Consider the following 14,529-nt stretch of genomic DNA (forward strand, 5'->3'; position numbering starts at 1 on the left):
TAATCAATTTTTTTTGATTAATATTACACTTTCCTCAAAAAAGAAAAAGGGAGTGGATCATCCACTCCCTTTAACCTCCTATCCCTGATTCCTCTGCTCCTCTCTAAACTCCTCCTTCACCTTCTCTAACAACCCTTCTTCTGTAATTAATCGATACGCTGTATTCGCTAGTGCTTTTGCCGATGTAATTAATGCTTTGTCTCCTAATTGTGAACGTGCTGCTTCTCTAAATTCATTCGTATGAGCAATTAAGTCATCTGGTCCGATTTTAATGTACGGATGAATTGTCGGTACGACTTGGCTTACGTTTCCTGCATCTGTTGAGCCAATTCCTACTCTTTCTTTACGGTTTACGTCTTCACCTAGTAATTCTAACTCTTCGGCTACGACGTCATTAAATGTTTTTGTTACGAGTAGTTCATCGATTTCATTTTGAAATTGATGAATTTTCACTTTCGTACCGGTTGCTAACGCTGCCCCCTGTGCAATATTTCTTACTTTTTCTGTTACTTCCGCACATCTTTTTCTCGTTGCAGCACGGATGAAGAACCTTGCCGAAGCGTAATCAGGAATAATATTAGGTGCTTTTCCGCCTTCTGTAATGACTCCATGAATTTTCACATCTGACGGCAGTTGTTGGCGAAGCGCATTAATACTGTTATACAGCTGAATAATCGCATCTAATGCGTTAATTCCTTCTTCTGGTGAAGCTGCTGCGTGAGCTGTTTTCCCGTAAAAATGAAAATCAAGTGGATCGACCGCTAGTGATGGACTCGTTGTCGCTGTTTTTCCGCTCGGATGAATCATAAGCGCCGCATCAATATTTTTAAATAAACCAGCTTTTACATAACTCGATTTCGCGCTACCGTTTGGCCCGCCCTCTTCTGCTGGTGTTCCGAACACGACAACTTCTCCGCCGATTTCTTCCAGTATTTCTGATAATGCGATCGCTGCCGCAACGCTAATTGTGCCAATTAAATTATGACCACACGCATGACCGAGTCCTGGCAAAGCATCATACTCCGCTAAAAATGCGATAACTGGTCCGTGTTTTCCTGAGCTTTTTCGCGCGATAAATCCTGTTTCATGACCAGCTATATTATGTTGCAATTGAAATCCTGCACTACCTAGCAATAAACTTAACGTTCTTGATGCATAAAATTCTTGGTTACCAATCTCCGGATTCGCATGAATATCATGACTTGTTTTTATGTACTTTTCCTTATTTCTTTCTATACTCTCTTCAATTGTTTTTCTTTGTGACGTTACTCCTGTCGCTCCCATTTTTCTTCCCCCTTTATTTTTACGTAAAAAAGCCTCTTTCTAAAAGATAGAAAGAGGCTTTGGCATATACAGTCAAAATGAGCTTCTTTCTTATCTTTCAAGTTACCTTGCTGGAATTGGCACAGTATTCATAAAGAATCCGCTGCCGAGGTGTCATAGGGCCAGTCCCTCAACCTCTCGTGATAAGAATTTTCATAAAATTATATTAAATTATTTTTATTCTAAGTTTATTCCAAGTAAAAGTCAAGGAATTCCTATCCGAATTTACCGAATATCTAAAAACCCTTTTAATACACCAATTGTTTCAGGTGCTTGCATTCTTGCACATATGTACGGAAATTCCATACTACCTTCAAACATCATTTGAGATGTAAGAGGTGCTCCTGCCCAAAAGATTTCATCATCGATTAATATAAACGGGAATGCTTTATTTTGCCTTTGTAACTTTATATTTTTCAATGGAACTGGTCCATCACTATAAACTGTTATTTGCGCATTCGTACGCATTAACGCTTGCCATACTCGTTTATCCACTTGCCTTGTACTTGGAAGGGAAATGATAATTTTTCGTTTTGCCGCTAAAATATCTTTTAATAGCCCTTTCGGCTCTTCAAGATTCATTTCCATAAACCAGCGTAATCGTTTCGAGATTTTTCGCTCCCACACTTGTCTTGATGTCGTGCGATCATACACATCTCCGTGACGTTCTATATGAGCGGTTAATTGCGATAACGCTTGTTTTCTCGACAAATTTTTACGCATGTAGTGGCAATCTGATAATTGAATGAACTTTCCTCGCGCTCTCGTTACTGCTACATTGACGAGACGATGGTTTTTATGATCAAAGAATAACACGCCAGGACGTTCTTGCGGATAACTATCAACCGTATCAAATATCATCATATCTCTTTCAGAACCTTGAAACTTATGAACTGTCGCCGCTAACACTGGTATGTTTTGATATTTCGTTTTCTGCAACATTTCTCTAATACACGTTGATAAAAAGCGCGACTGCGCCCTGTAAGGTGTAACGACACCGATCGATTGAACACCGTCTAACAGTCCAATTAACATCATTTGCATCGCCACTAAACCAGACATAATATTAAAACGCGAACCAGACGCAGCATCTTTTAAAGAAAATGCTCCCATTAAGCTCGTATCAAATAAAACACTGGCTTCATTTGCGAACGGTTGTAGTTTTGCAAGTTCCTTACGCTCTGAAACAGATGCATGATCATACACTCTATTTTTATAAATAAATGAATTGGTAAACTTCGATATATCCGCATGCATACGTCTCTGTTCCTGCAACATAAAAAGATTGGGATGTGCTTCTGATTTATTTACAGAATCAACAATCCCTGCATGATAAAACATATCTTCGCCGAGCCACTTTCGAACAAGTTCATGATTCGCCATCGCAATCGGAGGCAATTGTAAAAAGTCGCCACAAACGACAATACGTTTTCCAAGAGAAGCAGCTAATGCAATTTGCGGAACATACGCCATACTTACTTCATCTACGACAACTAAATCAAATGTACGCTCATAAATAAGTGAATCAATGGCACATTTTGATAGCGTTGCACCGATTACTTGCGCATTTTCAATATATTCTTTTTCTACTTCTTTAATTTTCGCTTTTTGCTTTCGAAGATCACTTTCAATCTCTTGTATACGCTTCTTATCAGCAGAAGTCGCTTTATATGATAAAATCTTTTCACGAAGATCTTGTCGTGTCTCTTCTAAATAAAGTCTTTCTTCTCCCCAAGATCCGTTCGTCGTTTCAACTAACTTCGATGCAAGTAACGTTTCATGATTTCGTATATGTTCATGTTGGCTAAAACCGTAACGGACGATTTCACCAGGTGTCCATTTCTTTTTCTTCTCAATTTGCTTCGTTACTTCACTCATTAATACGTCAACTGCCGCATTACTATGAGCTAACACAAGTACCGATTTTCCTTTTTGATAATGAGCCGAAATAATACGTGATAAATTGTACGACTTCCCTGTTCCAGGTGGTCCCCACACATACGTTGTCGGATTGTAAAAAGAACGGTAAGCCAATTCATTTTTCGTATTTTTCATCTTTTCAAGGTGTTTCGGACTGCTCGTCCCATCAACAAGACGCTTTATACGATTACGTTTCAGCTTATCTTTATGTGCTTCTTTCAATCTCTCTTGCAACTGTTCTAACAATTGCCACGGTTCACTATATAACACAGCTTCTCGTATTTCACCTTGTATATAATCATTTAACTTCAGTTCTATTTCTAATCCATGTACAGATAATACTTCTCCTGTCGCTTCCTCACCATCGAACTCAATTCGAATCGGTGAACCTTCAGGTAAGCTTACTTCAGAAATAAGCTGAAATACGTATACTGTACTTTCATAATCTGTATATAAAAAACGACCGTTAATGATAGAAATTTTACTACCACCTATCGTTTTCCAATGTTTAATTTCATAAGCTAATGCATAATGCCACTCTTTCATCGTTTCCGATAATGAAGGAGTTTGAGTAGTTGTATTCATAAAATAAGCTCCTTCCGTCTCCCCAAACATACTTTCTCACTATAACATATAACGCTCTAAAATTTTTAACAATTATATCTTGCTTATTTTCTTAATTTTCAATATTATGTTATGTATAAAATTTTCAGAAAGAAGGAATCTACATGCCAGTCAGAAGAATCGAACACGTCGGACTTATGGTCGCAAACTTAGAAACATCTATTTCATTTTATGAAGACGTAGTCGGCTTACAGCTCATTAAACGTATGGGACATCCAGACCCAAACTTAAAACTCGCATTTTTAGGTGTAGAAGAATCAAAAGAAACGATACTCGAACTAATTGAAGGTTATAACTCTTCCCTTCCGGCAGAAGGAAAAGTACATCACATTTGCTTTAAAGTAGATTCATTAGAAGATGAAATCAAAAGACTAGAAAACCACAAAGTAACGTTTTTACTAGGAGAAGAAATCGAAACATTACCAGATGGAACACGTTACATATTCTTCGCTGGTCCTGATGGAGAGTGGATTGAGTTTTTTGAGACGGAGAGATAAAGTGAAACTTTAATCAGAGGGGGTTTTGTCCATCCCCCACTGATTATTAACCTTCGCCAATCGGGCGTTTACGGGCAGCCCGACTCCCACCTAACTCCTTTGCTTCAACCTGAAAATTCACCCAGATTAAGAAACAATCATTTTGTTAGGAGTATAAAATGATGAATACAGCCTATATTATTGTTTTTTGGGTGCTTATACTATTTCCAATCCTTTATGTAATCAAGATAAAGAATTGGAATATAAAAGTAGCTATCGTATTAGTCGGAAGGATCTTATTAAGTATTGTCTTTTTCTTAAATGGAATGTATTTAGGACTGCAACGAAATTGGGTACAGCCCCCCTATGAAAAAGAATGGGATTTCTTTATTAAATCTTTACAAAATGGAAAAACAGAAGTACTTTTAGAATTATTACTTCTAATTATTATCGTCATTTTCGACTTACTAATTATATTTTGTTATAGAAATAAAAAGAAATAGAATACCCTATTTCTTTCCTTTAAGTTATATATCTGAACAGAATTGTTACAACCTGAGCGTGCAGCAAAATATCTAATTTTTTCAAGAATATAAAAATAGAGGTCTTTTTTATGGGTGCTATTCACATAATTCTCTAAAGCTAGATTGAAAAATACCCCTTTCTACATACTTTCTAACAACATAAACACACAACTTCCCCCTTTATTTTAACCTCTAAAATGAAACTTTTGTTTCATAATAACAGCAAAAAACCTTACCTTTGATAGTAAGGTAAGGTTTTTTGTAATCGGATAAGACAATATTCATCTTAAAATATAATAACGTATACAAATCAACCCCACGGCTCTCCATGCGTATATTGTATACTACTTGTTGTATTAACCTTTGTTTGGTCCGTTGAAACATTTACTCCATTTAATAGCACGACTGTTATTATTAATCCAATTGTACTGTTTATGATTCTTTTCATTTTAAAGCCCCTTTCTGAAAACCTTTTTCTTTTTCTTTATAGCCTAAATAGAAGTATTCACTAGATTTTATTGAATTTCCTTCTTTATGATATTTAACCGCTAATTTTTCAGCATATTCCTGGACATATTGCCATAAACCTACTTCATTAAAGAAAGAAATGCCATTAGAAATAGCTACCTCTAATTCTTCAGCAGAAACATTCTCATTCATTTCTTTTAAAATTGTAAAATGATGTTTATATTCTTTTTGTTCTAGTTCATTACAGATTACTAATCCTTTTTCAATTAGGGACGCTGCAAGCTTTGTTTCTCCTAACTTAAAATTCTCTCTAGCTTCCAAAAAAATCGCTCTAAAGTGATTCGGGATTTTTTGTGATACTTCTGATAAATAACGAAGTGCTAACTCAGATAGATCTTGTTCTGCATACATAACCCCTAAACTATGCCGAACTCGTAACATTAACTCTTCTTCATTCTGCTTTTTCAAAATATCCAGAGACGACATAAAATAAACTTCTGCCTGTTCAAATTCATTTAACTTTATACATGCTAAACCCAGAACATTGTCACATGCTGCAACCTTCCTGTTACACCCGTACAGCCCTTCAAATGTATTTCTTGCTCTAGTTGCATATTGAATTACTAAAATAGGCTGGCAAACATGGTAATAATAGTTGGATAGCTTAAAGTTAAATTCTGCTTTTTCGATTGGATCCTGAATATTTTCCAACAGTGATTCAGCTATCCCATAATGCTTTTCAGCCACTTTAAAATCACCGTTTATCGTAGCATGAGAAGCCTTAAAGAAATGGTAATAATATAATAAAGATTCATCTGATGGAACTTCATCTAACTTCATTTTTCTTAGATCATTCTTAGATATATCAGATTGATTGGGATAAAACTCTGCACTTAACATTTTAAACCTAAAATCTAAAAGTGAATAATACTCTGTATTCTTTTGATCTTCTTCCATGCTATTAACTTTTGTATCAATACTTTGTTTTAATTCCTTTGCCTATAGATTACTAACATAATAACAAAAAATAGTTCAAAAAAACTTTCTCAATAAAACCTCATCATTTCTACTCTTTAAACTTATAGCTTGTTCCTTATTCTTTTCTATTAGGGCTACCGCCACACATCTATCAACTTAAGCGAGTAATTGTCCCAAAAATGAAAAAGATGAGTGTATTTCTTAACTTGATAGCGATGTAGCGGCTCCCCTTTTAGAATAGTAGAGTATAAACGTGAAAAAACTCCTAACAAATTTTGTTAGGAGTTTTTTAAAATACGTGATATTTTATTTGTCAATATTTCTTCAATCTTCATTATTGATTTCTATTGTGCCTGTTCTAGCACTAACCTTTAAAATATTTAATAGATTATCAGGTGTCTTGATTTCCAATTCATATTCAAATTTAGATTGTGCTAAGTTGTCATCTTCTAATTCGAATTCTTTTTTCACATTAATAATTTCTCCATTTGTATGAGCTAAAGAAATTTCACGAACTTGTTTCTCTGTGTAGTTTTCATTCTTTTTTGCATAATTGTAACCCATACCATAATATCCACCAACAATAGCAATACCACTTACTAAAATAGCAATTACACTTATAATTATTTTCTTTTTATGTTTTAACATTTTCATCCACTCCTTAATGATTAATCATCTATTCCAAATCTTGCTTCAAGTGTATTTTCTGCTTGCTCTAATTGATCTTCAAGTATATCTTGTTCTCTTTCTTGTATTTGATATTGTTCAACAGTTATCGTTCCAGCGTGATAATCTGCTTCTAACTGATCTTCAGATAGATCTATCTTGTCATCTAATTGGTCAATTTCTTTTTTTGCTGCTAAGTACGTATTTAAGTTATCTTCTTTTGCTCCAACTGGTTTCGTGTTATTTGCCTTTTCTACAATAGATGTAACTTCGTTTTTGAAATCTTGTGTTTGCTTAGTATCATTCATAGCAGATTGTGTTTCGTGTGGTTCTTGTTGTAGTTGAGCACCTTCCTTTTGTGATTTATCATTTTCTACTTTCAGTTGTTGCACTTCTGTATCGTTATCAGCTTGAGTAGAACAAGCTGTTAAAAATAAACAAGACATTGCTCCAATCATCATCCATTTTCCCATTATGTTCTCCTCCCTTTACATATGCACCTTATCCTTGTCTTTATATTACTGAACAAACATTAAAGGAAGATTAATGTGCAAAAAATAAAATGATATAATTAAATAGTTTCTAATCTTTCTTTAATGTTTTGGAATTATAGTGATACATATAAATAAGAAGAAAAGGAGAATGTTAATGCGAGTTCTTATTGTCGAAGATGAACAAGACTTACAAAATATATTGGTAAAACGATTAAATGCAGAATATTATAGTGTCGATGGATGTGGGAATGGAGAAGATGCTTTGGATTATATAAGCATGGCTACCTACGATTTGATTGTGCTTGACATTATGATTCCCGGAATAGATGGTTTACAAGTATTACAAAGATTACGCGCGGACAATAATACAACTCCTGTCTTGCTTCTTACAGCTAAAGATACAATCGATGATCGCGTAACAGGACTCGACTTAGGTGCGGACGATTATTTAGTAAAGCCGTTTGCTTTTGACGAACTGTTAGCAAGAATTCGAGTGTTGATGCGAAGAAAAACAGGAAATACATCTAATGTGTTTGAAATCGCTGACCTAGTGGTGGATTGCAATATGCATAAAGTAACAAGGGGAGATCGAGTTATCAATCTTTCCAGTAAAGAATTTGCTATTTTAGAATATATGATTCGTAATAAAGAAGTTGTGTTGACACGAGATAAAATTGAGCAACATGTGTGGAATTACGACTATGAAGGTGGCTCGAATATTATTGATGTTTACGTCCGATACCTTCGTAAAAAAATTGATAGCCAGTTTGAAACGAAGTTAATTCATACAGTACGAGGCACTGGTTACGTATTGCGAGTAGAATCATGAAAAGACTATCAATAAAAATGAGAGTGACCCTGTGGTATACGGGGCTAATTGTAATTATTATGGCACTCGTGTTAGCTTTTATTTTAACTTCTTCAGATAAAGTTTTGCTGTTTAATATGAAAGGTCAATTGAAGAGCACAGTAAAAGAAAGTATTGAAGATATCGAATATAAGCATGGACAGTTAAAGATTGACGATGATTTTGAAACCTTAGAAGATGGAGTAAATATCCTCATTTATAGTAAACAAGGTGAGCTGCTGGCAGGAAATAGTCCAACAAGCTTTAATAAAAAGGTACCGCTTAAATCCGATGAAATACAAACCATTAAAGACGGTAATAAAGAATGGATAGTATATGATTTTCTCCATAATGTAGGCGGCGATGAGCAAGTCTGGGTTCGTGGAATAATGACCATGAATCAATTATCATCAACCATGAATACGCTTATTGTGGTAACACTCATCTCATTTCCATTACTTATTCTCATTGCGGCAGTGGGAGGATATTTTATTACGCAAAGAGCGTTTCGACCTGTGCAACAAATGAGTGATTCAGCTAGTAAAATTGGTGATGGTAAAGACCTTTCGAAGAGAATTAATTTACAAGGTTCATCGAAAGACGAAATGTATCATTTAGCACAAACCTTTGACAAAATGTTTGAGCGATTGGAGACATCATTCGAAAGTGAAAAACAATTTACATCTGACGCATCTCATGAATTAAGAACACCAACATCTGTTATTATTTCGCAATGCGAATACGCTTTATCACAGAGGAATAATCCGAAAGAAATGGAAGAATCGTTAGAAATAATTTTAAGGCAATCACGTAAAATGTCCGCGTTAATCTCGCAACTCTTATTATTAGCAAGAGTTGACCAAGAAAAGCATAATACTTTTCAATTTGAATGTATCAATATGAGTGAATTAACGGAAATCGTTGTAGAAGAGCTTTCATTAATGGTTCAAGAAGCTTCGATTGATATAACAACTAATATAGAGGAAGACCTGTTTATTAAAGCAGATCAAACATTGATGATGCGTTTATTAATGAATTTACTAACGAATGCGATTGCTTATAGCAAAGCGAACGGCACTGTGAATATGCAACTGTTCCGGGATGAAACCAACATAATAGGTAAAGTCTCCGATAATGGCATAGGCATCAGCGAGCAACATATTGCGAAAATATGGGACCGCTTCTATCGAGTTGACACAGCACGAACATCTTCAAACAATGGAAACACAGGTTTAGGATTGTCGATGGTAAAATGGATTATAGAACTACACGGAGGAGAAATTACCGTTGAAAGTGAATTAGGAGAAGGCAGTACTTTTACATTTAAACTACCAATTGAAAAACGAGCATAATGTATGCTCGTCTGTAGCTTCAGAATAAAGATTGATTAAAAAGCTCTCTTCACTCCTTATTTAAAAGTAATTACAAAAACTCCATTTTGAAAAAGAGTGATCAAAATGGAGTTACTCTTTTTAGCTATATATGAGATTTTATAAAACCGTCCACTTAAATCTATTTTCCAAATATACCATTCAACACTCTGAAATATTCTAATCAACATAATCACTCAATTAACTAAAGAAATTAGTTAATTGCATAACGCTCTTCTGACTTTTCTTGCGAAAATTAGTGGATCATCAACGTCTTCAATATTAACGTAAATCAAATTTGGATTATCACATAACCACTCATTGTGTATAGACGAAACTATTATTCCTTGTTTAATAATTGTAGCAACAAATTCAGTAACTTCCTTTTGCAAGAGTGCTACCCGCCCTAGACATAATGCCCGTCCAGTTTTATTATCTCGTGATTCGAATGAGAAGGAAGTTGTTACTCTAAAACGTTTTCCCAAGATTGTTGCTTGTATTTCATCCCGATTTATTGTTGCTACACATTTTCCACCGGCGAATCCTTCTTGACCGCCGATGATTCTTGCAAACTGTTGACAAATTGATTCCTCATTAATCGCCATACCTTCAATCATCCCCCCTTTTACTGTTAGGTTATGAATGAATACATAGGTCTGAAACGGTAATGAATCTATTCTATTATAAAAAAGATGATGGCAATCTAACGAAATCTGTTAGCTCAAGTATTCTTGATCACATGAATTGTTACCCGAGTTTAAATGGTGCAGAATTTTTTGTTTTATAAACTATAAATTTTTATAAGTAAAACCCCAGAAATCCAAAGGTCTCTGGGGCTTCATTATATATTTAGCTCTTTTTGTTTTTTATTTTGCTTATGTCTATACAGCAATTTTCGACTTATGAGAGAAATCAGTAATAAGATCAGTATTAGTACGAAAAGTTGCATAAATGATAAATCAAAATATTTAGCACCTGTAACTATTAAAAGTGTAGAAATCGTACCTTTTACAATGAAAAAAATAATAATCCATAATCCGCCTTTTTTCCAGTTCATTTTTATTTTACCCTTTCCTACGTATAAATTCTTAAATGTGACACCTTAATAGAAATCTATTATATTAATAAAAAAGTAAACTTTTTCACAAAAATCATATCCAATTACATGTGACGATTCCATAATAAATGAAAATGATATTCAGTGTCAATTTTATTGACTATTTGAATACCTATTTTTCACCTCAATCTCTTTCCACTTCTTTTTTTACAGGCAATGAACTCTTGTCTTCAAACAAAAAACACCTCCATTGAATTTGCACACTAAATATGCGAATTCAAGAGGCGTTTTTTCATGTATCATCAGGTAAAATTTCCTGCTTTGTTTATTCGTTTAAGTTTTTGATAGTAGCTATTTTCTAGTACACGATAACTGGATCATAAGTGTTCAAACTATCATACACAGTTTTTGCAACATTAGGAAGAAGGTTAACACATCCGCCTGATCCCCCTGTTAAATAAGCATTATTTGCCCAGTTTGTTCGCCAGCCTGCATCATGGAATCCTTGACCGCTATTTGTGAATGGAACCCAGTAATCTACTTTAACTGCATAATCAGCTTTACCTACTGCGCTGCCTTTCAGCGTGTATGGTGTTCGTTTATATAGGACGTACCACACACCTGGTGATGTATCTTCACTCGTGCTATGTTTACCAGTTACTACATTTGTTGTAACTACTAATTTTCCATCTTTGTAAATCCAAATTTGTTGCTCTGCAATTGAAACTTCCGCATACGTGTCTCCGATGCCATTATTCGATGTTGTTTTATAACCGATACCTTCCTTCTCCCAACCATTTCCGTGAATATTAGAAGCAGAAAGTGATTTTTCGCCTTTCTCAAAGGCTTGTTGAACTTGTTTTGTTTCTTTTTCAACATCTAGTGCCCAGCCATAGCCTTGCCCTTTTACTGATATGACCGAACCAGAATGAGTTTTAAATGCGAAATCTTTATTTAATGTTGATTTAGCATTATTAATTTCAGCAATCTTATTCTTAATATCGCTCGCATCGATTGTAACTTTCATATCCTTTGACATAGAAGCATTTTGAATTAAATCTTTCGCTTTTAAAGGATAAACTTCATTCTGTACTTTATACTCAACGGACTGTTGAAGAAGATTTTGTAGTGCTTCCTCCTCTTTTTTGACAATCGGATCGTCTTCTTTAATAGGCTTTATGTATGTAGACTTCAGATGAATTTCACTTTTATACTTCTGCTTGTCATAATCTTTCAGTAGACTAGTAACGTCATACTGTTTTCCATCAACGCTCTTCGAAATAACAACTTTTCCTTGTTCAAGCTTCGCCATAGCATCTTGAGGCGCTTTTAATTTTTCATTCATAGAGATGAGCTTTTCTTCTACAAGTTTTTTCATCGTTTCACTACGATACTGATCCGCCTCGTCCGGTAGCAATGAATAATTTTTTTCCTTTGAAGAAGGGAAAAATGTCCACTGGCTTTTTAATAGTTTCTTAATTTGAGGCAAATCTTTTTCCGTAAGTTCCGTTTTTGTATCTTTTTCATCTAAAATTTGTTGTTGATCGACATAGACTTTGTTTGCTAGTCCAGATGTTTTTAATTTCTGTATTGCCTGATCAGCACTCAAACCACCGACTTTTGTGTCATTAATCGTAACATTCGAATTGAAGTGAGTTGCCTGATAATAACTCATTCCCCCAATGAGAAGTGCAATTATACCAACACCCGCTGCGATAAGCTTCCAATTTGTAAAACGTTTGCTTGATCTTACTCGTTTTCTATCAACTTCTTCAACTGATTCATTTACTGTATTGTTGTTCATCAATCTTTCCCCCGTATACATTAACGTCAATCGATTTTAAACCAAAACCATTGACTAGTGTACCTTATTTTTCCTGAAATTTCATTATTTTTAACTAGATTTTATCGCAATTAATTGATTTAATTTAGATTTCTTAATAGAACGACACATTGAATAGTCCCTTACACGTAGTAAATCATTACAATAAACACCAAAAAGTTAAGTACCATATACTTTTATTCAGCTAACTTCTCTCCCGTAACAATCCAAAACAAAGTGGCTGCATTTTTTCCTTCTAATTGAGCATACCGATTATCCCCCGCCATTACTTCTACTTTATCTTTATTAGGACTTATCCAAATTTGATACAACACAGCTTTCGCCTCTATTTTCGGATTTTTAAATTGAAAAACAAAGTGATAATCAGCTGAACGAGACATTTCCACTTTTTTATTTTCAAAATGAATTTCATTTAATATTTTCTTTACTTGCAACACCTGATTATTGTCTGTCACTATCTTAAGATCTTCATATTTATCATCACCAACACGTTTTTGCACTTCGATTCTTTGATCTTCATTTCCTAGTATATTTGAACAGCCTGTTACTATGAATATACAAATAGCAATAAACACTAAAGTCAATTTTCTAATTCGCATATTAGTCCCTCTCTTTTTAATAAAAAGCATCCCTAATTGTAAAATAAAGGTAAATAACTTGCGATTAGACATATAAACACTAATAAGGAAGGAGTGCCCTTCGATGCAACTAAAAACATACACTTGGAAAAGTTATACGTTTCTTATTGTAAGTATATTCGTTACTATTAATCTATTTCTCTTCTCACCTATTTTAGACAGAGTTGGTGTAGAATATGTGGTTCCTTTCGCATACTTCATATTAGCTTCCGCTGTTATAGCAATTATATTAGCAGTTATCTCTTTTTGTAGTCGTACCGAAAAGAAAATTTTATCTATTATCGGTTTAACCTTTACGTTATTTAATACAGCAATTATTTTATTTTTCCTTTGGTTCGGTTACCATTTCACGTAAAATATAAATATAATCCGTAACCTAAAAGAAGTATTAGTATTATAGAAATGCTGAGTATCGTGTATATGACCCATCTTAACGTTGTACTCATATAATCACCCTTCTCATGTTTCGATAATTCCATTATATAACAAATGTTTCATTGAAAGTTTAGAACATGTTTTAAACCTAAATTAAGCGAAGTAAGGGAAGCCATTTGACTTCCCTTACTTCGCCTTTAAAGAATAATGAGTAAGCGTGAATAGCTTACTCATCCGGCTTATTAAGTAACAGTTCACTATTTTTTACACAATTGTAATTATAGTGTTTTTTGACATTTGATCATTATAAATTTAAATGGAGGTTTACTCTCCATATTCTTATGTGGCTCCACAATTTCTGTAGTTTCCATCAGTCCATATTTTCCAAAGTCTTGTTTTACCGAGTCAACATCATAAAAGTACATTTTGACCCCTTCCATTATCTCGAAGTAATCTTTACCTAGTTGTTTACCCTTCCCAAACATTGGGGCATCTTTTGAAATAGTAGTAAAAATCATATACCCGTTTGGTTTTAACTGACTATAACAATCTTTAATAAACTTCTCTCTCTCATCCTTATTCAATAAATGAATAAGTGCATAACAAAATATACCATCATACAGTTTGTTATCAAAAGGCATATCAGTTACTGAACCATGGAAGAAATCAGCATTAAGTTCATTTGCCCTCGCCAATTCAATCGCTGTTTTTGAAATTTCAATACCTGTTACGTTTATTCCGTTATCAATAAAAACCTTTGCATTTCTTCCATATCCAATACCAGGAATCAATATATCCTTCACTTTCTTTTCAAGGAAAAAGTCCTTCGCTAAAATTGCGGAGTCTGAAGGTTCAAATCCCCACATCATTTGATTTTCTATAAAACTTGCTTCCCAAAATTCTGTCATATGTCAATCTCCTATATA

At 34.2% G+C, this 14,529-nt stretch carries 15 protein-coding genes, 1 pseudogene and 1 riboswitch; of the genes and pseudogenes, 5 read left to right on the plus strand and 11 right to left on the minus strand.

Annotation, left to right across the window (positions count from 1 at the left end; translation table 11 throughout):
* Positions 1-78: 78 nt before the first annotated feature.
* Both NSQ47_RS09750 and NSQ47_RS09755 read right to left on the minus strand, forming a co-directional pair.
* On the minus strand, positions 79-1,284 hold the full coding sequence (locus NSQ47_RS09750) for a M20 family metallopeptidase (RefSeq protein ID WP_341036726.1): 1,206 nt from the start codon (positions 1,282-1,284) through the stop codon (positions 79-81).
* Positions 1,285-1,371: 87 nt separating this feature from the next.
* Positions 1,372-1,473: riboswitch (SAM riboswitch) on the minus strand.
* Positions 1,474-1,548: 75 nt separating this feature from the next.
* Positions 1,549-3,858 (minus strand): AAA domain-containing protein, encoded by a 2,310-nt coding sequence (locus tag NSQ47_RS09755; protein WP_341036727.1) that lies wholly within the window; start codon positions 3,856-3,858, stop codon positions 1,549-1,551.
* Positions 3,859-3,971: 113 nt separating this feature from the next.
* Here NSQ47_RS09755 and NSQ47_RS09760 point away from each other — a divergent pair, with 113 nt between their 5' ends.
* Both NSQ47_RS09760 and NSQ47_RS09765 read left to right on the plus strand, forming a co-directional pair.
* A complete protein-coding gene (locus NSQ47_RS09760) occupies positions 3,972-4,364 on the plus strand; it encodes a VOC family protein (protein ID WP_341036728.1) in 393 nt (130 codons plus the stop codon).
* A 158-nt stretch (positions 4,365-4,522) separates the two neighbouring features.
* Positions 4,523-4,846, plus strand: a complete 324-nt coding sequence (locus NSQ47_RS09765; protein WP_078181064.1) for a hypothetical protein — start codon at positions 4,523-4,525, stop codon at positions 4,844-4,846.
* Positions 4,847-5,177: 331 nt separating this feature from the next.
* Here NSQ47_RS09765 and NSQ47_RS09770 read toward each other — a convergent pair whose 3' ends face one another.
* From NSQ47_RS09770 to NSQ47_RS09785, 4 genes and pseudogenes are all read right to left on the minus strand, one after another.
* Positions 5,178-5,315: a Phr family secreted Rap phosphatase inhibitor gene (locus tag NSQ47_RS09770; RefSeq protein WP_088078878.1), complete on the minus strand. Its 138-nt coding sequence runs from the start codon at positions 5,313-5,315 to the stop codon at positions 5,178-5,180.
* A pseudogene (locus NSQ47_RS09775) lies at positions 5,312-6,322 on the minus strand (response regulator aspartate phosphatase); the annotation flags it as partial. The gene NSQ47_RS09770 and the pseudogene NSQ47_RS09775, both read right to left, overlap by 4 nt.
* Before the next feature lie 315 nt (positions 6,323-6,637).
* Positions 6,638-6,961, minus strand: coding sequence for a PepSY domain-containing protein (locus tag NSQ47_RS09780; protein ID WP_002110675.1), 324 nt, complete (start codon positions 6,959-6,961; stop codon positions 6,638-6,640).
* A 20-nt stretch (positions 6,962-6,981) separates the two neighbouring features.
* Complete coding sequence (locus NSQ47_RS09785; protein WP_341036729.1) at positions 6,982-7,452, minus strand: hypothetical protein; 471 nt, start codon at positions 7,450-7,452, stop codon at positions 6,982-6,984.
* A 175-nt stretch (positions 7,453-7,627) separates the two neighbouring features.
* On the opposite strand from NSQ47_RS09785, the gene NSQ47_RS09790 reads away from it, so the two are divergent.
* Together NSQ47_RS09790 and NSQ47_RS09795 are read left to right on the plus strand one after the other, a co-directional pair.
* Positions 7,628-8,302: a response regulator transcription factor gene (locus NSQ47_RS09790; protein WP_002161191.1), complete on the plus strand. Its 675-nt coding sequence runs from the start codon at positions 7,628-7,630 to the stop codon at positions 8,300-8,302.
* The gene (locus tag NSQ47_RS09795; RefSeq protein ID WP_341036731.1) at positions 8,299-9,672 is read left to right on the plus strand and encodes a sensor histidine kinase; all 1,374 of its coding nucleotides are present in this window, start codon (positions 8,299-8,301) and stop codon (positions 9,670-9,672) included. Before NSQ47_RS09790 ends, NSQ47_RS09795 begins: the two co-directional genes overlap by 4 nt.
* A 236-nt stretch (positions 9,673-9,908) precedes the next feature.
* Here NSQ47_RS09795 and NSQ47_RS09800 read toward each other — a convergent pair whose 3' ends face one another.
* From NSQ47_RS09800 to NSQ47_RS09815, 4 genes are all read right to left on the minus strand, one after another.
* Entirely contained in the window at positions 9,909-10,295 is a 387-nt protein-coding gene (locus NSQ47_RS09800) for a DUF1259 domain-containing protein (RefSeq protein WP_341038227.1), read from the minus strand.
* Positions 10,296-10,531: 236 nt separating this feature from the next.
* A complete protein-coding gene (locus tag NSQ47_RS09805; RefSeq protein WP_002161189.1) occupies positions 10,532-10,747 on the minus strand; it encodes a hypothetical protein in 216 nt (71 codons plus the stop codon).
* A 358-nt stretch (positions 10,748-11,105) separates the two neighbouring features.
* Positions 11,106-12,551 carry a L,D-transpeptidase family protein gene (locus NSQ47_RS09810; RefSeq protein WP_341036732.1) on the minus strand — a complete coding sequence of 482 codons (1,446 nt, stop codon included), beginning with the start codon at positions 12,549-12,551 and terminating at the stop codon, positions 11,106-11,108.
* A gap of 215 nt (positions 12,552-12,766) precedes the next feature.
* Positions 12,767-13,189 carry a hypothetical protein gene (locus NSQ47_RS09815; RefSeq protein ID WP_215596718.1) on the minus strand — a complete coding sequence of 141 codons (423 nt, stop codon included), beginning with the start codon at positions 13,187-13,189 and terminating at the stop codon, positions 12,767-12,769.
* Positions 13,190-13,292: 103 nt separating this feature from the next.
* On the opposite strand from NSQ47_RS09815, the gene NSQ47_RS09820 reads away from it, so the two are divergent.
* The gene (locus NSQ47_RS09820; RefSeq protein ID WP_242245989.1) at positions 13,293-13,583 is read left to right on the plus strand and encodes a hypothetical protein; all 291 of its coding nucleotides are present in this window, start codon (positions 13,293-13,295) and stop codon (positions 13,581-13,583) included.
* A 298-nt stretch (positions 13,584-13,881) separates the two neighbouring features.
* On the opposite strand, the gene NSQ47_RS09825 is transcribed toward NSQ47_RS09820, so the two are convergent.
* Positions 13,882-14,511 carry a class I SAM-dependent methyltransferase gene (locus tag NSQ47_RS09825; RefSeq protein WP_341036734.1) on the minus strand — a complete coding sequence of 210 codons (630 nt, stop codon included), beginning with the start codon at positions 14,509-14,511 and terminating at the stop codon, positions 13,882-13,884.
* Positions 14,512-14,529 lie beyond the last annotated feature (18 nt).

This window comes from Bacillus sp. FSL R10-2780 (assembly GCF_038006125.1).
Taxonomy (GTDB): Bacteria; Bacillota; Bacilli; order Bacillales; family Bacillaceae_G; genus Bacillus_A; species Bacillus_A cereus_U.